Source organism: Enterococcus sp. DIV1682a (assembly GCF_051711005.1).
GTDB classification, from domain to species: domain Bacteria; phylum Bacillota; class Bacilli; order Lactobacillales; family Enterococcaceae; genus Enterococcus_B; species Enterococcus_B hirae.
Map to the genome: position 1 here is coordinate 2,136,259 of NZ_JBIOLT010000001.1, position 25,557 is coordinate 2,161,815.

The 25,557-nt window shown below is 38.5% G+C and carries 23 protein-coding genes, 1 tRNA gene and 1 riboswitch; of the genes, 3 read left to right on the forward strand and 21 right to left on the reverse strand.

All coding sequences use genetic code 11. The annotated features are described in order from the left end of the window. Positions 1-29: 29 nt before the first annotated feature. The 5 genes from rnr to IGJ23_RS09820 all read right to left on the reverse strand — a co-directional run bounded on the left by rnr (position 30) and on the right by IGJ23_RS09820 (position 5,218). Positions 30-2,396: a ribonuclease R gene (gene rnr / locus IGJ23_RS09800; protein ID WP_438774898.1), complete on the reverse strand. Its 2,367-nt coding sequence runs from the start codon at positions 2,394-2,396 to the stop codon at positions 30-32. Between the two features lie 2 nt (positions 2,397-2,398). Then, positions 2,399-3,148, reverse strand: coding sequence for an alpha/beta hydrolase (locus IGJ23_RS09805; RefSeq protein WP_438774899.1), 750 nt, complete (start codon positions 3,146-3,148; stop codon positions 2,399-2,401). Positions 3,149-3,368: 220 nt separating this feature from the next. Continuing rightward, positions 3,369-3,605, reverse strand: coding sequence for a preprotein translocase subunit SecG (gene secG / locus IGJ23_RS09810; RefSeq protein WP_010718604.1), 237 nt, complete (start codon positions 3,603-3,605; stop codon positions 3,369-3,371). A 279-nt stretch (positions 3,606-3,884) separates the two neighbouring features. After that, the gene (locus IGJ23_RS09815) at positions 3,885-4,160 is read right to left on the reverse strand and encodes a GNAT family N-acetyltransferase (RefSeq protein ID WP_010718605.1); all 276 of its coding nucleotides are present in this window, start codon (positions 4,158-4,160) and stop codon (positions 3,885-3,887) included. Positions 4,161-4,231: 71 nt separating this feature from the next. Beyond that, positions 4,232-5,218 (reverse strand): alpha/beta hydrolase, encoded by a 987-nt coding sequence (locus IGJ23_RS09820; protein WP_218033812.1) that lies wholly within the window; start codon positions 5,216-5,218, stop codon positions 4,232-4,234. A gap of 222 nt (positions 5,219-5,440) precedes the next feature. Continuing rightward, positions 5,441-5,485: riboswitch (PreQ1 riboswitch) on the forward strand. Between the two features lie 23 nt (positions 5,486-5,508). Here IGJ23_RS09820 and IGJ23_RS09825 point away from each other — a divergent pair. Together IGJ23_RS09825 and IGJ23_RS09830 are read left to right on the forward strand one after the other, a co-directional pair. Then, positions 5,509-6,483 (forward strand): nucleoside hydrolase, encoded by a 975-nt coding sequence (locus tag IGJ23_RS09825; RefSeq protein WP_438774900.1) that lies wholly within the window; start codon positions 5,509-5,511, stop codon positions 6,481-6,483. A 5-nt stretch (positions 6,484-6,488) separates the two neighbouring features. Beyond that, on the forward strand, positions 6,489-7,055 hold the full coding sequence (locus IGJ23_RS09830; protein ID WP_438774902.1) for an ECF transporter S component: 567 nt from the start codon (positions 6,489-6,491) through the stop codon (positions 7,053-7,055). A gap of 155 nt (positions 7,056-7,210) precedes the next feature. Here the strand turns inward: IGJ23_RS09830 and IGJ23_RS09835 are convergent, their stop codons facing one another. The 8 genes from IGJ23_RS09835 to rpoN all read right to left on the reverse strand — a co-directional run bounded on the left by IGJ23_RS09835 (position 7,211) and on the right by rpoN (position 17,048). Continuing rightward, positions 7,211-8,347, reverse strand: a complete 1,137-nt coding sequence (locus IGJ23_RS09835) for an ArgE/DapE family deacylase (protein ID WP_438774903.1) — start codon at positions 8,345-8,347, stop codon at positions 7,211-7,213. 172 nt (positions 8,348-8,519) lie between these two features. Then, complete coding sequence (locus tag IGJ23_RS09840; protein ID WP_438774904.1) at positions 8,520-9,545, reverse strand: alpha/beta hydrolase; 1,026 nt, start codon at positions 9,543-9,545, stop codon at positions 8,520-8,522. Between the two features lie 259 nt (positions 9,546-9,804). Beyond that, positions 9,805-11,103: a phosphopyruvate hydratase gene (gene eno / locus IGJ23_RS09845; protein WP_010718611.1), complete on the reverse strand. Its 1,299-nt coding sequence runs from the start codon at positions 11,101-11,103 to the stop codon at positions 9,805-9,807. A 115-nt stretch (positions 11,104-11,218) separates the two neighbouring features. Then, complete coding sequence (tpiA, locus tag IGJ23_RS09850) at positions 11,219-11,974, reverse strand: triose-phosphate isomerase (RefSeq protein ID WP_010718612.1); 756 nt, start codon at positions 11,972-11,974, stop codon at positions 11,219-11,221. A 155-nt stretch (positions 11,975-12,129) separates the two neighbouring features. Then, positions 12,130-13,320, reverse strand: coding sequence for a phosphoglycerate kinase (locus IGJ23_RS09855; RefSeq protein WP_010718613.1), 1,191 nt, complete (start codon positions 13,318-13,320; stop codon positions 12,130-12,132). Between the two features lie 110 nt (positions 13,321-13,430). Continuing rightward, positions 13,431-14,432, reverse strand: coding sequence for a type I glyceraldehyde-3-phosphate dehydrogenase (gap, locus tag IGJ23_RS09860; protein WP_010718614.1), 1,002 nt, complete (start codon positions 14,430-14,432; stop codon positions 13,431-13,433). Between the two features lie 40 nt (positions 14,433-14,472). After that, positions 14,473-15,564, reverse strand: a complete 1,092-nt coding sequence (locus IGJ23_RS09865; protein WP_172595671.1) for a sugar-binding transcriptional regulator — start codon at positions 15,562-15,564, stop codon at positions 14,473-14,475. A 152-nt stretch (positions 15,565-15,716) separates the two neighbouring features. Further along, positions 15,717-17,048 carry an RNA polymerase factor sigma-54 gene (gene rpoN, locus IGJ23_RS09870; protein WP_438774905.1) on the reverse strand — a complete coding sequence of 444 codons (1,332 nt, stop codon included), beginning with the start codon at positions 17,046-17,048 and terminating at the stop codon, positions 15,717-15,719. 59 nt (positions 17,049-17,107) lie between these two features. Here rpoN and IGJ23_RS09875 point away from each other — a divergent pair. Beyond that, positions 17,108-17,179, forward strand: a tRNA-Arg gene (locus IGJ23_RS09875). Positions 17,180-17,393: 214 nt separating this feature from the next. On the opposite strand, the gene IGJ23_RS09880 is transcribed toward IGJ23_RS09875, so the two are convergent. The 8 genes from IGJ23_RS09880 to IGJ23_RS09915 all read right to left on the reverse strand — a co-directional run bounded on the left by IGJ23_RS09880 (position 17,394) and on the right by IGJ23_RS09915 (position 25,381). After that, entirely contained in the window at positions 17,394-18,005 is a 612-nt protein-coding gene (locus IGJ23_RS09880; RefSeq protein ID WP_438774906.1) for a hypothetical protein, read from the reverse strand. 354 nt (positions 18,006-18,359) lie between these two features. Then, positions 18,360-18,878 carry a GrdB-related putative oxidoreductase gene (locus IGJ23_RS09885; protein ID WP_010718618.1) on the reverse strand — a complete coding sequence of 173 codons (519 nt, stop codon included), beginning with the start codon at positions 18,876-18,878 and terminating at the stop codon, positions 18,360-18,362. Between the two features lie 14 nt (positions 18,879-18,892). Further along, entirely contained in the window at positions 18,893-20,248 is a 1,356-nt protein-coding gene (gene celB, locus IGJ23_RS09890; RefSeq protein ID WP_010738000.1) for a PTS cellobiose transporter subunit IIC, read from the reverse strand. Between the two features lie 52 nt (positions 20,249-20,300). Beyond that, complete coding sequence (locus IGJ23_RS09895; protein WP_010718620.1) at positions 20,301-20,630, reverse strand: PTS sugar transporter subunit IIB; 330 nt, start codon at positions 20,628-20,630, stop codon at positions 20,301-20,303. 61 nt (positions 20,631-20,691) lie between these two features. Continuing rightward, on the reverse strand, positions 20,692-21,639 hold the full coding sequence (locus IGJ23_RS09900) for a N(4)-(beta-N-acetylglucosaminyl)-L-asparaginase (RefSeq protein ID WP_034699124.1): 948 nt from the start codon (positions 21,637-21,639) through the stop codon (positions 20,692-20,694). 144 nt (positions 21,640-21,783) lie between these two features. Further along, complete coding sequence (locus IGJ23_RS09905; RefSeq protein WP_438775076.1) at positions 21,784-23,067, reverse strand: Sapep family Mn(2+)-dependent dipeptidase; 1,284 nt, start codon at positions 23,065-23,067, stop codon at positions 21,784-21,786. Between the two features lie 19 nt (positions 23,068-23,086). Further along, positions 23,087-23,812, reverse strand: a complete 726-nt coding sequence (locus tag IGJ23_RS09910; RefSeq protein WP_010738003.1) for a GntR family transcriptional regulator, LSA1692 subfamily — start codon at positions 23,810-23,812, stop codon at positions 23,087-23,089. Positions 23,813-24,388: 576 nt separating this feature from the next. Then, on the reverse strand, positions 24,389-25,381 hold the full coding sequence (locus IGJ23_RS09915) for an acyltransferase family protein (protein WP_438774907.1): 993 nt from the start codon (positions 25,379-25,381) through the stop codon (positions 24,389-24,391). Positions 25,382-25,557: the final 176 nt, after the last annotated feature.

The following is a 25,557-nucleotide window of genomic DNA, read 5'->3' on the forward strand; positions in this document are numbered from 1 at the left end:
TCCAAACTGGTATTCATAGTGGTTATTGTTTATTTTTTCTTTTTCTTCTTAATTCCCTTATAAAAAGGTTTTTTCCCTTTTTTATTAGATGGTCCTTTTCCTTTTTTCCGCTCATTTGAATAGGAATTTTTCTTTCCATTCCGTTCAGTATGAGATTTTGATGAACGTTTTTGATGACGATTAGAAGGACGATTTTTGTTTGACGTTTTTGGACGTTCTAATGGAACGATTTCTTCTGCATCAATCAATTCAAAGTCGATTGCACGTTCTTCCGGATCTGCTTTGATGACTTTTACCCGCACTTTTTGACCGATTTTAAAAGTTAACCCTGTTCGTTCGCCTACTAATGCTAAATGATTCTCAATAAAGTGGAAATAGTCTTGTTTCAACTCATTGATATGGATCAACCCTTCAATCGTATTGGGTAATTCGATAAACAACCCAAATTTAACAACTGAACTGATGATCCCTTCAAATTCCTCTCCTACTTTATCCATCATGTATTCAGCTTTCTTCATTGCATCTACTTCACGCTCTGCCTCGACCGCACGACGTTCCATCTTCGAACTATGCTCCGCAATTTCGGGTAGCTCATTTTCCCAATAAGTTTGATTTGCTTCACTTGGGTCTTGTCCATACGAGCGAATTAAGCGATGGACGATCAAATCTGGATAACGTCTGATAGGCGAAGTGAAATGCGTATAATATTCCGCAGCTAATCCATAGTGCCCAAAATTATCTTCTGAATAACGTGCTTGTTGCATACTTCTCAACAGCATCGTATTGATAACAGCTGATTCCGGCTTGTCTTCAACGTTTTCAATGACTTTTTGAAGATCTTTAGGTGTGATCGTTCCTTTTGTTCCACGAACGACGATTCCTAGTGCGGAAGCAAAATCAAAGAAACGTTGCATCTTTTCTTCTTTAGGTTGCTCGTGAATCCGATAAATGAATGGAAAGTTGCGTTTATTAAAATGTTCCGCCACCGTTTCATTTGCCGCCAACATGAAAGATTCGATCAACCGTTCGCCTACGCCACGGCTTCGCAATAAGATATCAGTTGGTTGTCCATCTGGTTCTACGAGTATTTTTGCTTCACGGTCTTCAAAAGAAATCGCTCCTCGACGAATCCGCATTTCTTCTAAAATCTGATGTAGCTCTTGCATCTCTTGAAACATCGGCACTAATTGCTGATAACGTTCCATTACCTGCTCATCTTGTTCTTCTAAAATCTGATTGACCGCTGTATAGGTCATTCGTTCCGTCGTTTGGATGACACTTGGGAAAATATCATGAGATACCACCTGACCATTTGGATCAATCTCCATCTCACAACTCATTGTTAGTCTTGGTACGTGAGGGTTCAATGAACAAATCCCGTTTGATAATCTTTGTGGGATCATTGGAATGACACGGTCGGTTAAATACACACTCGTTCCTCGTTCGTAAGCTTCACGATCTAACTGGCTTCCTTCAGTCACATAATTGGAAACATCTGCAATGTGTACACCTAAGAAATAATTACCGTTGGCTAATTTTTTCACAGTAACGGCATCATCCAAATCTTTGGCATCTTCTCCGTCAATCGTCACGATCACTTGTTCACGTAAGTCTCTCCGGCCAACTAGGTCTTTTTCATCGATCGTATCTGGCACTTGATCAGCTTCTGCCAAGACATCATCCGGAAATTTTGTCGGAATCCCGTTTGAGACAACAATCGATAAGATATCCATTCCAGGATCATTTTTATGGCCGATTACTTGTTTGACAATGCCTTCCAAACTGGTCGCATAGTTTTTCTCAGGATAATGGGTCAGCTCAACCATTACGATACTCCCATCAACTGGTCGAATCCCTTCAGCTGCTGCATAAACTTTAAACTGATTCAATTTTTTGTCTTTTGGGATAACCACCCCATAAAGATCCGTTTCACTTATCTCTTCCTCTGTGTAAGCTACAAATTCCCCAGCTAATTGCGTAGTTGCTCGTTTGCGGATCTCAACTACTTTACCTTCTGCTCCACGATCCATCGCAGTATCCGCCGTTTTTATGATATCGATCGCTACCGTATCGCCATCCATGGCATACCCAGTTGCTTCTTTAGGAATATAGATATCATCTTCTTCTGGATCAATCGTCACAAAGCCGAATCCTCTTTCATTGGCCCGAAACGTTCCTTCGATCAATACTGGTTTTAATGGTAGCTTCACTTTTCCTTTTTTGGTAAAGACCACACTTTGTTCTCGTTCCATTTGAGCGATTGTCTGAACGAGTAGCTTGAAATCTTCACTTTTTTGCAAGCCCAATCCTTGGGCGATTTCTTCCATTGAAAAGCTTTTTTTGCGCTCGCTCTCAATAAAAAAAATAATTTTTTCTTTCAATGTTTCTTTTGTCATTTTCATTCCTCATTCCAAGGTAAATTCTCTAGAAACTCCAACACATCTTTTTCCAGTAATTTTCTAGACTCTCCAACGGTGATCACATGTTTGCTGTTGGGATACCATTGAAGGGTCACTCTTTTATCGGCTAATTTTTTTGCTGTTTCGTAGACTCCAGCTGGATCAATCATTTCATCTTGACCGGCTTGGGCTAAAAAAACAGGTGCTTGGATGTCACTAAGTTTTCCTTCTGTAATTGCTGCTTGGTTTTGTATCTCTGCTAATTGATGATAAACATATGGTCGAAGCGCAGCGACAGTTTCTTCGATTTCCTGTTCAGATTCCCCTGCAAGTTTTAGCACATAACGTTCATATCGCTCAAAATTTTCTGGCACATGATTTTCAACTGGTGAAATCGGCGAGCAGAAACATCCGCCACCAATGATCTCTGGCTGTTCTGCTAATGCTCGAACAGCGAAGATTCCTCCCATTGATAATCCAAAAACGGCAACTTGGGAAAAACCTTCTGCTTTTAAAAAGTGGATGGCTTGTTTCGTATCTTCCCACCATGTTTCCGTTTTTTGCGCTAAAATGTCTTGTGGAGCTAGCGTTCCATGTCCAGTAAATAATGGAGCATAGACAGTATATTCTGACTTTTCCAAATATCGAGCCAGCATGCGCACATCATTCGGACTTCCAGAATAGGCATGTAAGAGTAGCACAGCTTTCTTGCTATGTTTTGCATAAAGGGGTTTTGGTAGACTTTTCATTAGGTTCACCTCGTTCTTCTCATTTTAACATAGATTGGCGATCCCTTAGGACAAAACCGCTCTTTTGGCAAATAAAAAAGAGCCGCGACGTCAATCACTGCTCTGCATGAAAGGAATTCTTTTTTCGCTCATTCAAATCAACTACTTAAAAAATTAAGCCGAAATTTTTTGAACGAAAAAACGATTCATAATTATTTCGACTAATCGTTAAATCAACTTTTTATTTAGAAGATAAAAAGGCTAGTACAAATAATAAAATCATCCAAATGGCACCCATTACCGCTGTCGAACGTTGCATGACTGCTTCAAAACCACGTGCTTTTTGTTTACCGAATAATTGATCCGCTCCGCCAGTAAATGCACTTGCTGCACTGTTTTGTTTACTTGGTTGCATCATGATTGCAATGACCATTACAATCGATAACACGATCACGATTCCTAAAATTACATTATACATTAAGCAGCCTCCTTTCCGTAAAATATCATCTATTTTACTTTATCATATAAAAAAAACTCTGACAACCTTCTCTTGCGAATGGGGCTCCAATTTTAGATAACATTTAGTATTAGTACTTATTCATGGGCAAAGACTGAAAAGACGAAAAAACCGAAAGAATAACAACGTTAATAGCCGGTTGCTACAATTTCGGTTTCTCTAATTTAAAAAAAGTTCATTTAGCGGATAGATCCACTTTTTGTCATTTCATTCATTGACGATCGTACGAAAACGAGTCGATTATTTACGAAGCACATCTTGATATTCAGGTTTTCTTTCAAATTCTTTCTTCGCATATGGACACAATGGAATAATTTTTTTACCTTCTCTTCGAGCTAGTTCTACGCCATTAAGCACTAATTTTTCTGCTAATTTTTGTCCACGATACTCTGGTTCTACAAATGTATGATCAATGATCATGATGTCTGGTCCTGCATCAGACCAAGTCATTTCCCCGATTTCTTTTGCTTCATCATTCAATAATACGAAACGATTTTTTTCTTCTTTGATTTCCATTTTCGCCACTCCCCGTATTGACCAAATAATTTGTTCTCCTTGATTCTAACAGTCTAGTTCTTAGCAAACAATTATTTATACTCGGAATAACCTGATTCTCTCCAATCGATTCGCTGTTCGATAAATGAGAAAACAACCGTCCAATATTTGGTGGGATCTTTCACGGCTGCTTCTAAATGTTGGGCTTCTGGGATCAGAAAAAGATCATTTTCACCAGCTGTTGCATTTTGGATCGTATAAGCGGCACTGACTGGAACGAACTGATCCTCTTCCCCATGAATGATCAATACTGGCAGATGGTTACTGCCCAACTGACGAGTTGCTGACGCCTGTTTCAAAGAATAACCAGCATATTTCTTTGCATAGCGATTCGCATGGCGCATGATCATTTTTTTAGGAAGAAATGTTAGTTTGCTCAACATGTAGCGAAACTCCGCATAGACGGAAACAAACCCGCTATCCAGGATAAACCCACGAACTGCAGGAGGTAGTTTTTCCCCACTAGCCATCATGATAGCAGAGGCACCCATTGAACTCCCATGTAAAATAATGTTAGCATCTGGCTGCAGCTGTAAAATATAGTTGATCCAGATAATCAAGTCTAAACGATCCAACCAACCCATTCCGATGATTTCTCCTTCACTCTTACCGTGAGCACGCAAATCAGGAATCAAGACGTTAAACCCTGCTTCTGCATATTTCTTTCCAATATAAGACATATCTGTTTTCCCATCACTTCGATAGTCATGGACACAAACAACCCATTTTTTGTTGGGAGAGGAACTTTGAAAGATTCGTCCTAACAGTTTTAACCCATCATGACTTTTGACTTCGATTTCTTTGCCTTTATTCCAAAAGCCTTCAGCTTCTGTTTCCGCAAGTTGCCGTTGCTTTTCTACAATCGTAAAAGCCGATGGGTCCATCAACTGATGACCTGTTTTCTCATACCAATCATACCCTCTTTGTAAACCCGATTGAATTAATTTTTGCGCATAGTAAGAAGAAAGTCCACGATAAATGACTGCGCCTAAAATGAGAACTATAAGAATAAGATACATGACAATCACTTATCTTCCCCGCTTTCCATAAATATTTTTTCTATTATCAATCCGTATAGCCTTCTATTCCATTGTACCATTTTCTAAAAAAACTGCTCAAGTTTTCACCCTAGGCTTCATTGAAATTTAAAACCAATCAAATAGGAATAAAAAATAAGATAACATTTACATTTTATTTAAAAGCCAGTATACTGATTCCGTGCATTTTAATCAAGGAGTATCCTTGGACTGGTTCGGAAACTTCCCAGAATAAAAAACTAAGTATCTCTACAGAAAGGAGATTGGAAATAATGCGAAAAGTAATTATTGACTGCGATCCTGGAATCGATGACACTTTAGCATTGATGTTAGCCATCAAGTCCCCCGAAATCGAGGTAGTTGCGATCACGACGGTCTGCGGCAATGTACCTGTGACGATCGGTAGCCAAAATGTTTTCAAATGTTTGAAACGATGCGGACGCTTAGACATCCCCGTCTATCAAGGGGAAACACAACCGTTGAAACAGCCGTTTATTAGCGCACAAGACACTCATGGGATGGACGGATTAGGCGAGACAAACTTGGCTCAAGTACAAGAAAAACAAATAGAAGAAAAATCAGCAGTCGATTTTTTGGCGGAATACTTTTCTAAAGAAACAAACACCTCGATCATTGCACTTGGCCCTTTGACCAATATTGCTCGTGCTTTGATGAAAAATCCACATTTAGGGAAACATTTCGAGCGTTTTATTTCAATGGGTGGCACCTACAAAAGCCACGGAAACTGTTCACCAGTTGCTGAGTACAATTATTGGTGTGATCCTGATGCAGCTGCCTTTGTGTTTGAAAATTTAGGGAACACGATTGAAATGGTCGGGTTAGATGTTACGAGAGAAATCGTTTTGACACCTACCTTATTAGAATATTGTTGTCAGCTCAATCCTGAGGAAGGAGAATTTCTAAAAGCGATCACTCGTTTTTATTTTGATTTTCACTGGCAACAAGAAAGAATCCTAGGGTGTGTCATCAATGATCCTCTGGCCGTTGCCTACTTTATCGACGAAAGCATTTGTCAGGGATTTACTAGTTATACCGCTGTTGAAACGCAAGGAATCAGCCGTGGGCAAACACTAGTCGATCGCTTTGATTTTTGGCAAAAAGCACCAAACAGCACCATTCTGACAGAAGTTGATACTCATCTATTTTTTCGGAAGTTTTTGACCGTTCTTTTAAATGCACAAGAAGAAACGATTAAAAAAGATCTGGAAAGATTAAAGATGGGATGAAAAACATGCGCAAAAAAAGAATCACCACACAGACGATTACGATCGTCGCTTTATGTATCGGAATCAATTATATCGGCGGAACCATTGCATTATGGCTACGATTACCGATCTATCTTGATTCGATCGGTACCATATTCGCTGGGACTTTGTTAGGTCCGGTATTTGGGTTACTCACTGGCTTGGCCAGCGGGGTATTAAGTGGTGTTACCACCGATATCTTCTCGTTGTATTATTCACCTGTTCAAATGGTAACAGGGCTACTCGCTGGATTGATTTTCCATCAACGATTCACTCGAAATAAGAACCGCTGGACCTTAGTTTTCTGGGCACTTGTTTTATCATTGCCTGGGACCATTCTTTCTTCCCTAATCACTGTAAAACTCTTTGGGGGAGTCACTTCTTCTGGTTCAAGCATGATCGTTCAGTTCCTCCATGGAATTGGGTTCAATCAAACAATGAGCGTGATTCTCGTTCAAGCGGGCACCGATTACCTTGATCGCCTGCTCTCAGTAGTCGTCGTCACTCTTGTCGTCTCGGCATTGCCGAAAAGGGTCGTGAACAGAGCGATTTGAGCTACGCAGTTGTGATGAGCTAGAGTAAATACACGAGCGAATAGAAGTCGGTTACTTCAATCATTCAATCAAAAAAACGCAAAACATGAAAATTTGTTTTGCGTTTTTTGATTTGATTGAAGGTTCTCATTTGTACTTTGAACCAAAATAGGCTGTTATGCTAAATAAGACAAGATGATCGCTTGATATGTGTCAATCATATCCAAATAATTATCGATTTCTACATACTCGTCTATTTGATGAGGCAAGTTTACGACTCCAGGACCGAATACCACAAAATCGAAGGAGTGAGCAGATTTAGTAAATTCAGCTGCATCTGTCGTTGCTGCTGCACCTACTAGGGGCAATGGTTGCTTGAACTGTTTTTGAATATGGTGGATCAACGAAGAATCAGGATTTGCTTTCACAGGAATCTTATTGTAGTCGATCGTCAATTCTAAGTGATAGTTCGTTCCTTCATTCAATTCATCCACGATCTTTTGTAATAAAGCAATGATTTGATCGTTTGGAAATTCAGGGATTGAGCGGATATTCCCTTGTAATTGCGCCTGACTTGGAATACTGTTGACTTGATTTCCTCCGTTGATCACTGTAACGTTATGAATCGTTTTTCCTAACGCTGAATTTTGGAAGGTTTGAGCTAAAGCATTCATTTGCTCGTTTGCACGCGTAATAAATTCATTTAAATGGTTGATCGCATTGTAGCCTTCTTGAGGCATTGAGCTGTGGGCTTCTTTACCATGAGAAACAACGGTATAGTTTATTGAACCCATGTGAGTATACATCAAATTGTAATTGGTTGGTTCACCTATGATCAATCCGTCTAAATCATCGACATAACCTGCTTTTGTCAGTTGTTCACTACCTAATTCTCCGACTTCTTCCCCTACTGTTGCTAATAATTTGATTGTCCCGTTAAACGGTTTCCCAGACTCTTTCAATTCGATCATCGCAATCACCATAGCGGCTAGCCCACTTTTCATATCGGTAGCACCACGTCCATACAAGCGATTACCTTTTATTTCTGCTGCAAAAGGCGGATAGGTCCAATTCGATTCATCTCCTGCAGACACAACATCCATGTGACCAGACAAACCTAATACTCTTCCTTGACCATTGTGATACGTCGCCACCAAGTTATCACGCCCCTCAGTGTGAGAAATGATTTCTCCTTGGATTCCATGTTGATTCAATAATTGATTTAAGTAGGCGGCTACTTCCCCTTCTTTCCCATTCACTGACTTGATTCGGATCATTTCTTGTAAAATAGCTATTTTTTCTTCATTTCCCATCCTGTCCCACACTCCTGCTGTTTCTTTCTATTTTACTGAAACAGTGTATCATTTTCAATCATTCATCCATTCTCAGTCGATTAGCTAGCAACAGCCATTGACACTCCTATGTCTAAAGACACCGAAGCACCCCAAAATAGAAGGAGCTATTTCGGGATGCTTCGGCAATTCGTTATTGAGCTGTTGTAGATCGAAAACAGTTTTCAATGAACCGCTCCGTCTGCTCATAACAAGTTTTTGATTCTGGCAATGAATAATTAAATTGATATTCATGACTGATTTCTTTTTTCTGGTCTTTATAAAATAGTTCGTCTACAGGAACGTCTAACTCTTTTAATTTATTTGCGAAAGCAATCCCTTGATCTTGAAATGAATACGCATTTCCATCTGTGATATACGTAGGCGGAAAGTCTTTTGACACTTGATCAACTAAACTGGCTTGATATAAGCGTTCGTCTGTTTGCCAATTTTTCGTTCCAATCAAAGACCAAGCTACCGTTTTAACGAAGAAATGCATCAATCGATCACTCGATTGCTGTTTTGCCGTTTGTTGCAAATCAACTGGTCCACAGTAAGAAATAGTCCCTTTGATCGCTGTTGGATCAATCATTTGTTTCATCTTCATTTCTTTTGCATACTGTTGATTTGTTTGGATAGTGACATACTGTAAGGCAATCTGAGCGCCTGCACTATCGCCACCAAAAATCAGCTTTGAAAGATCCAACTTCTGATTGTTCTCTTTTTTTAATTGTTGGACTAATTCATTGACTTGGACTACTTGATTGGGATACTGAGAGCTAGGTGCCGGTTCATAGTTCATAGCAACAACTGCGATGTGCGTATCTGAAGCTAATCTTGTTGCAAATTCTTTTACACCTGCTTTATCCCCGCTCACATAGCCTCCACCGTGAACCCAGATCAACGTGGGTAAAGGTCCCTCACTGCCTTTAGGATAATAGATATCGTAGTTGTTTTTTTTGAATTGTGATTGATAAGAACGATCAGTGAGCGAACTGGTGGAATCTTTTGCTTGTTCATACGTTTCTTTATCTGTGATCGTTACAGCATCGCTAAACAGATGTCGGATCACATAAGCACCCGGTCTCGGTGAAACTTGAAAAGCAATCACGACCAATAAAATGGTACTGAGAAGCAAAATACCGAACCATTTGAACCCCTTTAAAATTTTTGCTTTCATACACTTTCCTCATTATTCTTTTTTTTCCTTTTATCATAATATCTTAGCAATAATTAAATCGTTTGTAAACGTGACAAAAAACGATTATGTAATTCAGTTTTTGTTAGGATAATCTCTAAATTTTTTCTGCAAAAAAAGACCTTTCTCCTATCTTCAAGATAAGAGAAAGGTACTTTTTAATAACTTTAGAATGAAGTAGACCAGCACAGCTATATAATCGACGCTCTGCTATCGTCGTACTTATTTGATCGTCCTAAAATTATTTGTTTTTTAAGTTGTAGAAAGATTTCAAACCTTTGTATTCAGCAACTTCGCCTAATTGGTCTTCGATACGTAGTAATTGGTTGTATTTAGCAATACGGTCAGTACGTGATAGAGAACCAGTTTTGATTTGACCAGCGTTTGTTGCAACAGCAATATCAGAGATTGTTGAATCTTCTGTTTCACCTGAACGGTGAGAAACAACTGCTGTGTAGCCAGCTTCTTTAGCCATTTCGATTGCTTCAAAAGTTTCTGTCAAAGTACCGATTTGGTTAACTTTGATTAGGATTGAGTTAGCGATTCCTTTTTCAATACCTTCAGATAATTTTTGAGTGTTTGTTACGAACAAGTCGTCACCAACTAATTGAACTTTGTCGCCTAATACGTCAGTTAATTTCTTGAATCCGTCCCAGTCGTTTTCGTCTAATCCGTCTTCGATTGAGATGATTGGATATTTAGAAACTAATTCTTCGTAGAATTTGATCATTTCGTCAGTTGTTTTTTCGCCTTCGCCTGAATCAGCTAATACGTAAACACCTTTTTCTTTGTCGTAGAATTCTGAAGAAGCAGCATCCATAGCAAGAACAACGTCTTTACCAGGTACATAGCCAGCTTTTTCGATTGCTTCGATGATTACTTCAAAACCTTCTTCGTTTGAACCAAGGTTAGGAGCGAATCCACCTTCGTCACCAACAGAAGTAGCTAATCCACGAGATTTCAAGATTGCTGCTAATGCGTGGAATACTTCAGCACCCATACGTAGAGCTTCTTTGAATGTTGGAGCGCCAACAGGCATGATCATGAATTCTTGGAAGTCGATTGAGTTATCCGCATGTGATCCACCGTTGATGATGTTCATCATTGGAGTTGGTAAAACTTTTGTATTGAATCCGCCTAGGTAGTGGTATAAAGGTACTTCTAGGTAGTCAGCAGCTGCACGAGCAACAGCGATAGATACACCTAAAATTGCGTTCGCACCTAATTTACCTTTGTTAGGAGTTCCGTCTAAAGCGATCATAGCTTTATCGATTGCCATTTGGTCACGTACATCGTAGCCAATGATTGCTTCAGCAATGATGTTGTTTACGTTGTCAACAGCTTTAGTTACACCTTTACCGCCATAACGAGCTTTGTCTCCATCACGTAATTCAACGGCTTCGTATTCACCAGTTGAAGCACCTGAAGGAACCATTCCACGGCCAAAAGCTCCGCTTTCTGTGTATACTTCTACTTCGATTGTTGGGTTACCGCGTGAGTCTAAGATCTCGCGAGCGTAAACATCAGTAATAATTGACATGTTTTGTCTCTCCTTTGAGTTTGTTTTTTCCTAAGGGATTTCCCTCATATACGATTTTAGTTAATTTTAGGCGTTAGTGCAAACATTTCTTGCATTTTTCGCAAATTTTCACTAATTATTTTACAGCGTCTAATAATGCTAAGAATGAATCAGCTTGTAAGCTTGCGCCACCAACTAATGCTCCGTCAACATTTTCTTTCGCCATATATTCAGCAATGTTTTCTGGTTTTACAGAACCACCGTATTGGATACGTACTGCATCAGATACTTCTTTGCCGTATAATTTTTCAACTGTTTGACGTACAACGCCACAGATTTCGTCAGCAATTTGTGCATCAGCTGATTTACCAGTACCGATTGCCCAGATTGGTTCATAAGCAATAACCATGTTGCTTACTTGGCCATCTGTTAATCCTTCAAGACCAGCAGTGATTTGTCCTTCGATCCATTCAGCTGTTTTTCCAGCTTCGTAAGTTTCTAAAGATTCACCACAGCAAAGAATTGGGATCATGCCGTTTGCAAAGATAGCTTTCGCTTTTTTGTTGATGTCTTCATCTGTTTCATGGAAGTATTCACGACGTTCTGAATGTCCGATGATCACATAGTCCACACCTAAGTCTGCTAAAGCAGCTGGTGAAGTTTCACCTGTGAATGCACCTGAGTTTTCCCAGTAGCAGTTTTGTGCTGAGATTTTTAATTCTGTTCCTTCAGCTGAAGCCATTAGTTCTTGTAAGAACAAAGCAGGTGATCCGATAACAGAATCAACTTTTTCATTTGAAGGGATGTTGTTTTTTACTGCTTCAGCAAATTCTTTTGCTTCAGATGCAGTTTTGTTCATTTTCCAGTTACCAGCGATAATTGGTTTACGCATGACAGTATGCACTCCTTTAAAATTATGAGTCGTGGAACTCTCCTCCACGTATAAAAAGAAAAAGCTGCTTTTTGGTTAAGTTTATTTGAGTTTGAATCAATTCACCGTTGCAAAAAGCAGCTGTCTTCATCTAAATCAGATACAACGAACGATGCTTATTTATCGTTGATTGCAGCTAAACCAGGTAGTTCTTTACCTTCTAGTAATTCTAAGCTTGCGCCGCCACCTGTTGAGATATGTGTGAATTTGTCAGCAAAACCTAATTGTTCTGCAGCAGCTGCTGAGTCACCACCACCGATGATTGTTGTTGCATCTTCAAGGTTAGCGATTGCTTCACAAACACCGATTGTACCTTTAGCAAAGTTACTCATTTCGAACACACCCATTGGTCCGTTCCAAACAACTGTTTTTGCACCTTGTAATGTATCAGCAAATAATTTCACTGATGCAGGGCCGATGTCTAAAGCCATCAATCCTTCAGGGATATCGCCTTCGATTACTTGTGTTTCAACATCGTTTGAGAACTCTGGAGCACAAACATTATCGATTGGCAAGACTAATTTGTCGCCAGCTTTTTCGATCAATTCTTTTGCTAATTCAACTTTATCAGCTTCTACTAAAGAGTTACCGATTTTGATTCCTTTAGCTTCGTAGAATGTGTAAGTCATTCCGCCACCGATCAAGATTTTGTCTGCTTTAGGAATCAAGTTTTCGATTACACCGATTTTATCAGAAACTTTTGCGCCACCTAAGATTGCGATCATAGGGCGTTTTGGTTCTTCAACGGCTTCACCGATAAATTTGATTTCTTTTTCCATCAAGAATCCAGCAACTGTTGGGATACCAGTTGAAGCAATTCCGACGTTTGAAGCATGCGCACGGTGAGCTGTACCGAAAGCATCATTGACAAATACATCACCTAATGAAGCCCAGTATTTACCTAGGTCTGCATCATTTTTGCTTTCTTTTTTGCCATCAATGTCTTCAAAACGAGTGTTTTCAAAAACAACCACGTCGCCATCTTTCATGCCATTGATTGCTGCTTCTAATTCTGCACCACGAGTTTCAGGAACGAAAGTTACTTCTTTTCCTAATAGTTCGCCTAAACGTTTTGCAACGGGAGCTAAAGATTTACCTTCTTTATCTTCTTCCGTTTTTACACGTCCTAAGTGAGAGAAAAGAATTGCTTTTCCGCCTTGTTCTAATACGTAGTTGATTGTTGGTAATGCTGCTTTGATACGTGTGTCATCTGTGATCACGCCATCTTTCAAAGGAACATTAAAGTCAACACGGACAAGAACTTTTTTATCTTTTAAATCAATATCTTTCACTGTTTTCTTAGCCATTTTATTTCCTCCTAAATAAACTTACTATCAAAAAAAGCGGAAGAAGCGCGATTGCTTCCCCGCTTTTAAGTGTACATGCTTATAAATTACACTTGTACGTTTGGTCTATCTTATAAGTTAGCGAAGTATTCTAAAGTACGTACTAATTGTGCAGTGTAAGACATTTCGTTGTCATACCAAGCAACAGTTTTAACTAATTGTTTGTCGCCAACAGTCATTACTTTAGTTTGTGTAGCGTCAAATAATGAACCGAAAGTCATACCAACGATATCAGAAGAAACGATTTCGTCTGTGTTGTATCCGTAAGATTCGTTTGAAGCTTCTTTCATTGCTGCATTGATTTCGTCAACAGTTACTTCTTTTTCAAGAACTGTAACTAATTCAGTTAATGAACCTGTTGGTACAGGAACACGTTGAGCAGCTCCGTCTAATTTACCGTTCAATTCAGGGATTACTAAACCGATAGCTTTAGCAGCACCTGTTGAGTTAGGAACGATGTTTGCAGCAGCAGCGCGTGCACGGCGGAAGTCACCTTTAGGATGAGGTCCGTCTAGAGTCATTTGGTCACCTGTGTAAGCGTGGATAGTTGTCATTAATCCTTCAACAACACCAAATTTGTCGTTTAATGTTTTAGCCATAGGAGCTAAACAGTTAGTAGTACATGAAGCACCTGAGATAACTGTTTCTTTACCAGTTAATGTTTCGTGGTTTGTGTTATAAACGATTGTTGGAACGTCATTTCCACCAGGAGCTGAGATAACAACACGTTTAGCACCAGCTGTTAAATGTTTTTCAGCAGCTGCTTTTGAAGTGAAGAAACCAGTACATTCTAGAACGATGTCAACACCTAGTTCGCCCCAAGGTAATTCTTCAGGGTTACGGTTAGCTAAAACTTTAACTTCTTTTCCGTTAACGTTGAATGAACCTTCGTGAACTTCAACTGTTCCGTTGAAACGTCCTTGAGTTGTGTCATATTTTAACAAGTGTGCTAACATTTTAGCATCTGTTAAGTCGTTGATTGCTACTACTTCGATTCCATCTACATCTTGGATACGACGGAATGCTAGACGTCCGATACGTCCAAAACCATTAATACCTACTTTAACTGTCATTTAAGATTTCCTCCTTATGAAAATCAAAAAAATATTTATTTTAAAGGGATACCCCTTTTAAAATCTCTTTTGCTGCAGCTTCATCAGTGATGAGCCACGTTTGTTTTGGTGCATTTTTCATATAGGCGCGAATCGCTTTTGCTTTTGACTTGCCCCCAGCAATCGCAAGAATGATGGGTACATTTGCCAAATCTTTCAATTCGATTCCGATACGAGGAACTTTATATACGACTTCGCCATTTTCATTGAAAAAATAGCCGAAAGATTCCGCCACCGCATTCGCCTGTTTCAGCATGACTAATTCCTTTTCAGTCATTTTCCGACGTGCTGCCATATGGAGTGCGCGTCCAATACTATGAATAACACAATTTGCCTGACTAATCAAGTTTAACACTTCTTGAATAGAGGGTTCATTGAGCAAGGAATTGTACGTTGCTAAACTTAATTGTTCTGGAACATACAATGCACGATGATTTCCACTTGCTTTTGTAGCCATTCTAGCACTTACGGAATTTGCTTGTACAGTCACAGCCTCTCCGATACCACCACGAGCTGGCACAAATAGATTATGTCGCTGATTGTTTTCCAAATTTGTCAGTTGTTCAGCTACTACAGCCATCGTTGTTCCGCCCATTACAGCAATGATATTATTGCCCTCCGGTAGTAACAAATCTAAAGCTTCATTTAATGCTTCACCAAAAGCATCCGCCACTTTAGGCTGTTCTTCACTGTTTCCTGATACCACGATACAACGTTGATTCCCAAAATACTCAGCCAGTTTTTTTTCTGTCTGATGCATTCCTAAAAGTTGATCCATGAAGTTTTCAAGACTTTGATAAACTTCTTCTCCTTTTTTGGTCAAAGTCATACCGCTTTTAGAGGTGTTGATCAAATCTAACTGTTTCAATAGATCTGTTTCTGTTCGTAATACGCGTTCTGTGATGCCCATACTCTCTGATAAACTACGACGACCTATTGGCTGCATCCAATAAATATTACGTAAAATTTTATATCTTTCCTGTAAAACCTCGATAATATCCGGTGCAACAGATTCAATCATTTTCAATTCATCAAGCATAGCGATCTCCTTAGTTGGACGATATTTGTCCAATGTAGACTCAAAACGACCCATGTACGATAAAAAAAGAAAAGCGACTTTCCTACTACTAAGTATTAAAAAGGAAAATCTCAACCTCACGAATGTAAGTCTAACAGTTTTACCCGTTTTTTTCAATAAAAAAAGACTAGAAAAAACTTTTCATTTTTTTCTAGTCGAGATTCACATTATCTATCATAACGTTTTCTTTTCGATGAACTTGGGATTCCCAGCAGGTCACGATATTTTGCAACCGTCCTTCTTGAAATCAATATTTCATCTTTTTTTAATAATTCTACGATCTTTTGATCAGAAAGTGGTTTGATTTTGTCTTCTTGATCCACAAGTTCTTGGATTTTCTTTTGTGCAGTATCAGCTGAGAGATCGGTCTCAGTATCTGTCCCACTTTGCTGTAGTCTATTTGTAAAGAATTTCTTAAGCTCGAAAACCCCAAATTCAGTTTCCAGGTATTTTCCATTGACGGCACGGCTGACAGTGGATTCATGTACTTCCAACTCTTTTGCCACTTCTTTTAATGTCAGCGGTTTAATTGGTCGTTCTTTATTTGTGAAAAAGGCTTGTTGATGGGAAACAATGATTTGAGCCACACGTAAAATCGTATCCCCACGTTGTAGAATCGTTTTTTTCAACCAGTCAAATTCTTGTTTCCGTTCTTTCAAGTACGCTTGCGTTTCTTTGTCTGCTCTTTTAAGCATCTGATTAAAATAATGTTCTTGGAAACGAACGTCTGGTTGATTTCCTCGTCTAGAAAGGACAGACACTTTTTGGTCCTTATCAACCATCACTTTGACATCAGGAATGATATATAATTCACTGCTTCGATCAAAAATTCGACCAGGGCTTGGACTAAGTGTTTGGATGTAATCAAAGATTCGTTGTACTTCACTAAGTTCGATTGAAAAGCGTTGGGCGATCTCTTTCCATTTGCGATCAACCAGCAACTCAAAACACTCTTCCAAAACGATATACGCTAACTCTGGTGCAAAGTCATCTCTTTCCGTTTGTAACATCAAACACTCTTGTAAACTTCGTGCCCCCACACCTGCTGGCTCAAGTTGTTGGACCAGTGTCAGTGCATCAAGGATCTCAATCGAAGTAGCATTTGTTTGTTCTTGTGCCTCTTTTAAATCAATCGTCAAAAATCCATTTAAATCAATGTACTCGACTAAATAAAGAACTAACTGACGTAAGAAGGTCTGCCGATAGTTCAAATGGATCTGTTCGATCAATGATTCAAATAAGGAAACACTGGTATCGGGAATTTGATTTAAGTAGTTGGTTTCTTCATTATCATTGGCTGATCTGATCTTCTGATAGTCAGATTGCCATTCTGGTTCCACTACTTCTATCAATGGATTTTCTAATGCTTGATTTTCAACAAATGCCAAGAGCTCTTCACTGTTATATTGCAATACCTGGATGGACTGTTGCAGATGTTGTGTCATGGCTAATTTTTGTGTTTGCTGTTGTTTTTGTGAAAAGTTTTGTTGAAATTTCATTTTTTTGTCCATTCCCCTTGTAATTTTTTTTTAGTTTCGTTACAATTGTGTCTGTACTTGCGTCCTTAGTGTAGTGGATATCACGTAAGATTCCGGTTCTTGAGACGGGGGTTCGATTCCCTCAGGACGCGTCTATTGCTATCTTAGCATATTTGGGAATGTTTTGCTTTCTAAATTTAAAAGATAAAAAGCTGATCCGCATGTATGGATCAGCTTTTTTCGTTATTTTTTGTGTAAACTAAGTTTTACGAGCCACCCATATCTCTCCCATCACTTTTCTTTAACCATTCACTATTATTCAGCAATGGTTAGCAATCGCTGTCCACTTCCTTACCCGCCTGCAAATCAAAAAGTGATTCGGTGTTCACTATAACTGTATTGGTAATGGCTCCCGGCATCCTTTGTAGTAAACCTTAGATCTAGCGCACTGTCTACACCACTCGTTGATCCGTTTTTCCATGAAGTCGTGCCTTGATTAAAGAAGTCACCATTCACGGTATAATAGATACGATTGGCTTCTTCTAAGTTGACATAGACAGTTCCGGAAAAAGCTTTTGCCACTTCCTGGTCTTCTCTAACCAAATTTATTGCTATTATTCGTTTAATCGCTCTAAAATGACCACTTTCACTCGTTTCACAATAAAACCGCATCGTTGGCTTGTACGCCTTATTTACCATCACAGTATGCGACAGTACTCGAAAGGTTGCTCTATTTCGAGTAACTGTGTGAACAATTTTGTCCGAAGATTCGAGTTTTTGCCTTGCTTTTGTTGATGAAAGCTGAAGATCGTTTGTGAGTTGCTCAATCATTTGATCATAAGTCATTACTTTGGAAAATGTTGCATGTGTTTCTACATTAGACTTGCTTGTAGTTGCCGCTATTTCTTGGGGATGAGAAATCAAAAATAGGAGTATAGAGCTAACAAACAACGTCATGAGTATCTTTACTTTGTTCATACATCACCACTTTTCTTCAATTAATAATAAATCGCTTACAATAAATAGTTTATTGGACGATCCATTGAGATTCAAGTCTATTTTTCACTCTACTTTTTAATAAAGAGAAGGAGCAAGTTGGCAAACGATGAAATTCAGTTAGCTAATTGATTGAATCTTTCTACCCAAACATTGATCAAAGCCTTACGTGTTGCTCATCTCCCCTGATCCTGCTTGTGGCAAACTATTCTTTGCAACCTTCTTCACACAAAAAGCCAATCAAAACATACGTAATGATTGGCTTTTTTCCGTCATCTATCGAAACAGCTTTTCAACTTAAGAAAAGTCATTATGCTCCGTTTATTCACTTTTGATTCAAAAGATCATTTCTTGTTCTGAGGAAGTTCGTTCTTCCCCTTTCGCTAACTGTGTCACGATTGTTGCCATATTTTTATAGGATTGATTTAGTCCGATCCCACCTTTTTTTGGCATTTTAACGATGGGGATCACTTGCTGATATTTTGCTACAGCAGGATTTTCAACAGACATTGCAGCGGCAGCAGGAATGCCTTCTTTGTTAAAAGCTTCGACTAACCCGCCTGCCATCTCTCCAAAATTAGGATAATGCATAGCTGGTCCACATAATATCGCATCTGCTCCAAACTTTTTGGCGAATCCGATAAATTTTTGTTTGACTTCTTCTGGATGACTTGAATAATAACGATCACCGCAGTATAAAGTAGCAATAATCTCTGCCTTTTTTTCTTTAAACAATGGCGCTAATGTTTCTCCCGGTCCTAGAGCTGTTTTTTTTCCACCTGGAGGTAATTGTGCTTGTTCGTCACTTCCCATACCTGCGGTCACATGGTTGAGGATCAAAATGATTTTTTTCATGCTCCTACTCCTTTTTATAAGGTATCAAAATCAAAGTCATCAAAATTGATTTCTTCTGCTGTTGATTCTTCTGCCTCAAGCTCTTCTTTCAGATATTGATTGTCTAACACTTTGATGAATGGATAATAAACTGCCATTCCTAATAAAATAAGTAATCCCTGAAGGACAGAAGCTTGCCAACCACTGACTAAAAAGCCTGAAATGATCGGTGGCGTTGTCCATGGAAGTTGAATCCCATTGGTGTAAGCAACTAGCCCTAGGTCCATACAAAAATAAGCAATAATGATATTGATTGTCGGTACTAAAGCAAATGGGATCAAAATGATTGGATTTAATACGATCGGTAAACCAAAGATGATCGGTTCATTGATCCCGAAAATTCCTGGTACAAGCGATAATTGTGAAAGTTTTTTCACTCGCTGACTTTTACATACAAGAATCATAATCAAAATCAATGATAAGGTAGAACCGCCCCCACCAAATGTTGCAAACATATCTTGAAATTGACCTGTAATGATATTAGGAATTTCATGTCCGTCTTTGAACGCATTTAGATTTTCAATCGATAAAGCACGAAGAACTGGATTGAAAACTGCACCTACGACACTTGAACCGTTGATTCCGAAAAACCAGAAAAAATGTAAAAATAAGTACGCAATGATCATAGCACCTAAGGTATTCCCTAAACTTAACAATGGTGTTTGTAAGAATTTAAACAGGATTTCTTGCAAATTCCCATATGTGGTTAAACTCGCTACCCAATTTGCCACCATAAAGAACGTTAAGATGACGAAACTTGGAATCAATGCTTCAAACGATTTAACAACAGTAGGCGGCACGCCATCTGGCATTTTGATTGTCCACCCTGTACGAATCAAGGCAACGAACATACGAGTCGCTACTAAAGCGACTACCATACCTAAAAATAAACCACTTGATCCCATCCAACGTAAAGGAAGACTTCCGACTTCAAATACTTCAGTCGAACCTTCTGGCGTAAATAATGTGGTAAAAGGCGTTACGATAAAGAATGAAACTAAAGAAATAATTGCCGCTTGCATCGCATCCACTTTAAATTGCTTTGCTAAACTATAACCGATGCCCCCAACTGCTAAAATCGTCATGATATCAAAACTGGCGGTAGCAGGCTTATTCAACATGACTGCCCAATTTTCCCCTAAAAATCCAGCCATCCATTCATTCCAATTTGGTATTGGAAAGTTGGTCAATACTAGAAACAATGACCCCACGATCAATAACGGTGTAGAAAGTAAAAAGCCATCTCGTATAGCAATCAAATATTTATTTTCTCCAACCGTTTTTGCCATTGGTGTCAAAACTTTTTCTAACCAATTCAAAAATTTTTGCATCTTTTTTCCCCCGATCTTTTTGTTGACTCCGACTGTTTCCGTTTACAAAAACTCATTTTCTACTTTCTTTGATCATTTTCAGGACATCTTTCATCGCACGTTCGCCATCCATCATGCCATATGCTTCTGTGGCAATTGTGCCTACAGGAATGCCTAACGGCTCAAACGTTTTTTTCATTTTGTCACTTAAATGACGAACTTGTGGTCCTAATAAGATGGCTACCGGTTTCTCTTGTTCAACTTTTTCCTCTGCATGGATTGCTGGGAACGCATGGATTTCTAGTGGCATCTGATGTTTTGTGACTACTTCCATCATTTTATTGACCATAATACTCGTTGACATACCTGCTTCACAGAATAAATAGATTTTTTTTGTTGCCATTTTTTTCTCCTCCTTATATATACATATGCTGATTATCAGCTAAATGACTTCGATACTGGGATCAAACTGGGGCTTTGATGCGTTTTTCATAAGCATCCAGCCATTCTTTGGTGATTGGTTCAATGATCGTTGTCTGATCAACTCCTGGATTAGCTAAGTAGATAGCTGGTTGCTCCTTTTCAGTTGCAACAGTAAACGTAAATTCGACATTGGTCGCAACTCCCCATTCACCTGCTTTATTCATAGCAACTAATGAAAAAGCACCTGCTTTGCCATACCGTTCTTTTAATAAATCAGTAAAAGAATACACAGCTTGATCACAGGCTTTTTGTGGAGTGACTCCTTCTCCCATCAAGCGAACAATTTCATAAGCTAGACAGCCTTTCATTAGATCTTCTCCTAGACCAGTTGCTGTCGCACCACCGATTTGACTATCGACGTAAAAACCAGAACCAGATAAAGGGGAATCTCCCACACGACCTTGCTTTTTCATAAATAATCCAGAACTAGACGTTCCTGCAGCCATGCCAGTGTGTTGATCCAAAGAAACTACGCCCACCGTATCATGTCCGTCATAGGGGCTTAGATTCGTTTTCGCCACTTCTGCCACTCGTTTTTGCCAAATTTTTTTAGCTCTTGGCGTTAGCATGTTTTTCCGTTCGAATCCTGCTAGCATTGCATATTCAGTGGCTCCTTGTCCTACGCGAAAACTATTGAATTTTTCATTACTTAATTTTCTGGCAACTGATATTGGATTCGCAATATCTACGATCCCAGCCACTGCCCCAATTTTGAACGTATCCCCATCCATAAAAGCCGCATCCATTTCTACAATGCCTCGTTCGTTTGGCAAGCCACCATAGCCAACTGATTTATAAAATGGATAGTCTTCTACACATTTGATTGACGTTTCCACAGCATCTCCGCATGTTCCTTCCTGTTCTAATAATTCTTTGGCAGCTAACACACCATCATGTGCCATACGCCACGTTGCGATAATTCCCCACATGTTTACTCCTCCTATATATAGCGCTTACATCTATTTTATTTAGTATATACTATTATGTCTATACTAAAAAGAGACTTTTCTTAAAATCTAATTGATTTATAAGAGAAGTCTCTGATAATCTTTTTTTTAAAAATATATAACTGTTTATTCGATCAATGCTTGAATGCTTCGCAGGTATATCTCTAAATTCATGCGCAGATCTGTTACTTCCATATACTCGTTTTTGTTATGTGCAATCCCTTTCTGTCCAGGAAAAGAGGGACCAAACGCTAATACATTAGGAATCTTTCTGGCATAAGTAGCACCCGTTGTCGTCACTGGTGTAGGGTCGTTCCCAGTAATCTCGCCATAAATTTGAGATAGTTTTTTGATTTCAGGCGAATCTTTTTTCTGACAGATCCCTGGAATACTGCGATTGATTGTAAAAGTCGCTTTCTCGGGCAACTGTTTAGCCAACCCACTCACGACTTCCTCTTCTGTGACTGAAACAGGGTAACGAAAAGCAACTTCTAAATCTAACCCGTTAGTGTTTTTTTGCAAATTCACAGGTGTAAGAATCAACCTGCCTGAATCTTCATCAGACAAAGCAAGCTCGATTCCTTCTCCATAATGTTTATTGTGGAAAGCTTGCCAGATCCAATCAAAATAAGCTCGTATTTGTTCTGGAACAGCTGAATCTGCTTTGATTTTTTCGGCAAGCAGCGTAATCGCATTCTCTCCTAATTCTGGGGCATTACTTGGAGAACGTTTTCCTTCCACATCAAATTTTTTCTCATTAATCGAAACACTCAGCTGATCTGGCACATGATCTCGATATTGATCCCCTGCAAAATCACTGATTTGAATAACTTCTTCTTTAACTAATGGGAAATGAATCGTTAGATTGACTACTCCTCTTTCTCCGTAAACAACTGGATATTTACAATCTGGCGTAAAACCAAATGATGGTGGAACTTCAGCCTGTAAATAATGAGCCACATCAGACATCCCACTTTCTTCGTCAGTCCCAAAAATAATGCGGATCGTTTTTTTAGGAACCGCTCCCATTTTTTTCAACAGGATCAGAGCATAAAAACAACTAATGATCGGCCCTTTATTATCTAGAATCCCTCGTCCATAAAAACGTCCATCTTTTTCGCTTAAATCAAAGGGTGGGAAATCCCATCCCGATCCTGCTGGAACCACATCTAAATGACCAATGATCCCAATATAGTCCTCATCATCTTCTCCCCATTGGACGTACCCGATCGCATCATCAATCACTTTGGTCTTAAACCCTACTTCTTTTCCTTTTTTAAGTACAAGGTCCAACACTTCTCGAGGTGCTTTCCCAAACGGAGCATGATCTTCCGGCTCCCCTTTCACACTTGGTACTTTCATAACTGTTTGAAGAAATTCAAGAAATTCCTCCCAATGTTCATCAATCATCGACTTGCTTTTTTTCAATTTATTCACTCCTTTTTTGACGAATCAACGTATTTTTAAATGTATATTTATCTGCACGATAATACGAGCAGTCATATAAGATTGGTTTGGCTGCTGGCGAATATGTCATTGAATGGACAAACAACATCGGTTCATCCACAGCTACTTGCAAGAGTTTTGCCACGTCAGCCGTCGCTTTCACTGCTTCGATTTCTTGGTGAGAATAAGCGATCTCCACGTTTTTTTCGATCACTTGATAGAGTGACCCACTTAATTCTTCTTGAGAGACTTCTCCCAGATAACGTTTTAAAATATAAAGATTTTCAACCGTCATTGGTTCGTCATCAAAATAACGTAATCGTCTCAAATGAACGATTGGCTCAGAAATCGATTCACCAAAAGCTTGTTTAACATTCGTTGGTAGTTGTTCAGTAACTTCGCATTCTAAGACTTGCGTTTTTGTCTTTTTCCCTTGGATTCGAGCAGTTTCGGTAAAGCTTTGCAATCCTCCAGAGCCACTTTGGATCTTAGGTTGTTTCATGACATACGTGCCTTTACTTTTTTCTTTGATCAACTTATTTTGGCTGATCAATAATTCGATTGCTTTACGAACAGTTAAACGACTACATTGAAACTCGTCTGCTAAATCATATTCTGAAGGTAATTTTTGACTAGAAACGTAAATTCCTTCCATGATTCGCTTCTCAATCTCATTCGCAATTTCTTGAAATTTTGGTTGTTTTTTCACGAGATTCCTCCTATATATTTTCCAAGCTCCTGTTAACACGTTCATTTTGAGCAATGAACAGGATGGTTTGCCATAGGAAATAGTATGGGTTAAGTATATACCAAAAAGGATATACTTTCATTCCTCATTTTTATTTTCCAAATAATATAAAGGTTGGCACCTAAACAAACACTCTTCAAGAACCCCAGTAAGGCTATCTATTTTTTATAAGGAATCACAAAATTGTCCCTTCAAAAATGCCACTTACCGTTTTTTCATTTTGCAATTTCTCTTGTTTGATTTTCCTTTATAAAAGAGATTATTTTGCTAAGCAAGATCGAAAAGCATCAGGCAACAGAACAAAAATATCCGAACGATAGTGAAATATTCCTGATACTCCATCAGGATCGATGATCAAAACATCCATCAACTATCGTTCGAATAATTTAGTTTTACACTTACTATTTTTCATTGAGTGGTACAGCGGACTTTTATTGCAATATAAGGAACAATTCTCATTGCATCATTTACAAACCGTCAATAATTCTATACATGCAACAATCAATAACCTCTTGGACAAATACTATTTATTAAAATTTACTGACTATTAGAAAGTTTGAACGTACTTTTTCTCACTGTCATAGTTTTGATTTTACCAAATAGATAGACAGCAATACTACTTATGCCTACTGTTACAAGGTATCTTGTCTCCCACCAATTCTTTACTACAGGTAATCGATCAACTGCTCGTACGATAAAGATATGGATATAATAAATTTGAATAGAATTTTTTGATAACCATATGATTGGGTCGAGTTTATATTGAACTATCTTTTTACTCAATAGTGTAGTCACTAGAAATAAAAGGATAGATAGGCTTAAGCCATAACTTATATACTGTAATTGCGGTGGATATTTGAAAGCCTGTATGTCAAAGCTTCTTGTTTTAAGGATTGAAACAAAAAATAGAAAAACAAACAAACCACATAATTTGAGATTATCTATCATACGATTATTGTAAACACAGATTCCAATAAATACGATAAATGAATAGCCAACTAATTCTAAAGCAAACAAAATCAAAAAATGTCCCGTTGAAACCAATGACAGATTTTGCGCATACTCCAATAGCAGCATACAAAAAATGAATAGCAAGATGATCACTGTCCGTTTTTCTTTCAGTGAATATAACCACTTGAAAATCGGACTCAATAAGGCTATTTCAAAAAATATCCTTAATATCCACATATAACCGATACCTTTATCAGAAGACATCGCAAACGAAGAAATGATATATTCAAAATGATATGGAAAATCCTTATGTCTTAATAATGCGATGGCCCCAAAGAGAATAAAATAGCCTAGTAACACTTTCCAAGTAGGAATAATTAAACGCTGAAATCTTTTAAAAAGATAGACTCGGTATTTTTCTTCTTTTGTGGATAAGCTAAAGCTCATCCCTAGTAACATAGTTATTAATGGAACATCAAAAGTTCTTAGCTGAAGTAGATTATTAGGAGGTGAAATATGGGCTAAAATAATGAATAAGATAGCCACTCCTCTTAAAATATCAATGCGTTTGTCTCTCATCGTTTTCCTCTCATTCAAATGCCACTAATTTTTACGATAAACACTCTCTGATAAATTAAGGACAAAAACTGGTGTAAACGTTAATTCCTAGGGAAAGAACAATATTTCGCAAAAAATGTGCGGGGCATTTTTGAATTTCTTCACTTTCAAAAGTAAAACATCATTAAGTCATTGAT

Excerpts from the sequence above, each read along its gene's own strand:
- rnr (WP_438774898.1), bottom strand. The coding sequence starts at position 2,396 with ATGACAAAAGAAACATTGAAAGAAAAAATTATTTTTTTTATTGAGAGC.
- IGJ23_RS09805 (WP_438774899.1), bottom strand. The coding sequence starts at position 3,148 with ATGAAAAGTCTACCAAAACCCCTTTATGCAAAACATAGCAAGAAAGCT.
- secG (WP_010718604.1), bottom strand. The coding sequence starts at position 3,605 with ATGTATAATGTAATTTTAGGAATCGTGATCGTGTTATCGATTGTAATG.
- IGJ23_RS09815 (WP_010718605.1), bottom strand. The coding sequence starts at position 4,160 with ATGGAAATCAAAGAAGAAAAAAATCGTTTCGTATTATTGAATGATGAA.
- IGJ23_RS09820 (WP_218033812.1), bottom strand. The coding sequence starts at position 5,218 with ATGTATCTTATTCTTATAGTTCTCATTTTAGGCGCAGTCATTTATCGT.
- IGJ23_RS09825 (WP_438774900.1), top strand. The coding sequence starts at position 5,509 with ATGCGAAAAGTAATTATTGACTGCGATCCTGGAATCGATGACACTTTA.
- IGJ23_RS09830 (WP_438774902.1), top strand. The coding sequence starts at position 6,489 with ATGCGCAAAAAAAGAATCACCACACAGACGATTACGATCGTCGCTTTA.
- IGJ23_RS09835 (WP_438774903.1), bottom strand. The coding sequence starts at position 8,347 with ATGGGAAATGAAGAAAAAATAGCTATTTTACAAGAAATGATCCGAATC.
- IGJ23_RS09840 (WP_438774904.1), bottom strand. The coding sequence starts at position 9,545 with ATGAAAGCAAAAATTTTAAAGGGGTTCAAATGGTTCGGTATTTTGCTT.
- eno (WP_010718611.1), bottom strand. The coding sequence starts at position 11,103 with ATGTCAATTATTACTGATGTTTACGCTCGCGAGATCTTAGACTCACGC.
- tpiA (WP_010718612.1), bottom strand. The coding sequence starts at position 11,974 with ATGCGTAAACCAATTATCGCTGGTAACTGGAAAATGAACAAAACTGCA.
- IGJ23_RS09855 (WP_010718613.1), bottom strand. The coding sequence starts at position 13,320 with ATGGCTAAGAAAACAGTGAAAGATATTGATTTAAAAGATAAAAAAGTT.
- gap (WP_010718614.1), bottom strand. The coding sequence starts at position 14,432 with ATGACAGTTAAAGTAGGTATTAATGGTTTTGGACGTATCGGACGTCTA.
- IGJ23_RS09865 (WP_172595671.1), bottom strand. The coding sequence starts at position 15,564 with ATGGGTCGTTTTGAGTCTACATTGGACAAATATCGTCCAACTAAGGAG.
- rpoN (WP_438774905.1), bottom strand. The coding sequence starts at position 17,048 with ATGAAATTTCAACAAAACTTTTCACAAAAACAACAGCAAACACAAAAA.
- IGJ23_RS09880 (WP_438774906.1), bottom strand. The coding sequence starts at position 18,005 with ATGAACAAAGTAAAGATACTCATGACGTTGTTTGTTAGCTCTATACTC.
- IGJ23_RS09885 (WP_010718618.1), bottom strand. The coding sequence starts at position 18,878 with ATGAAAAAAATCATTTTGATCCTCAACCATGTGACCGCAGGTATGGGA.
- celB (WP_010738000.1), bottom strand. The coding sequence starts at position 20,248 with ATGCAAAAATTTTTGAATTGGTTAGAAAAAGTTTTGACACCAATGGCA.
- IGJ23_RS09895 (WP_010718620.1), bottom strand. The coding sequence starts at position 20,630 with ATGGCAACAAAAAAAATCTATTTATTCTGTGAAGCAGGTATGTCAACG.
- IGJ23_RS09900 (WP_034699124.1), bottom strand. The coding sequence starts at position 21,639 with ATGTGGGGAATTATCGCAACGTGGCGTATGGCACATGATGGTGTGTTA.
- IGJ23_RS09905 (WP_438775076.1), bottom strand. The coding sequence starts at position 23,067 with ATGATTGATGAACATTGGGAGGAATTTCTTGAATTTCTTCAAACAGTT.
- IGJ23_RS09915 (WP_438774907.1), bottom strand. The coding sequence starts at position 25,381 with ATGAGAGACAAACGCATTGATATTTTAAGAGGAGTGGCTATCTTATTC.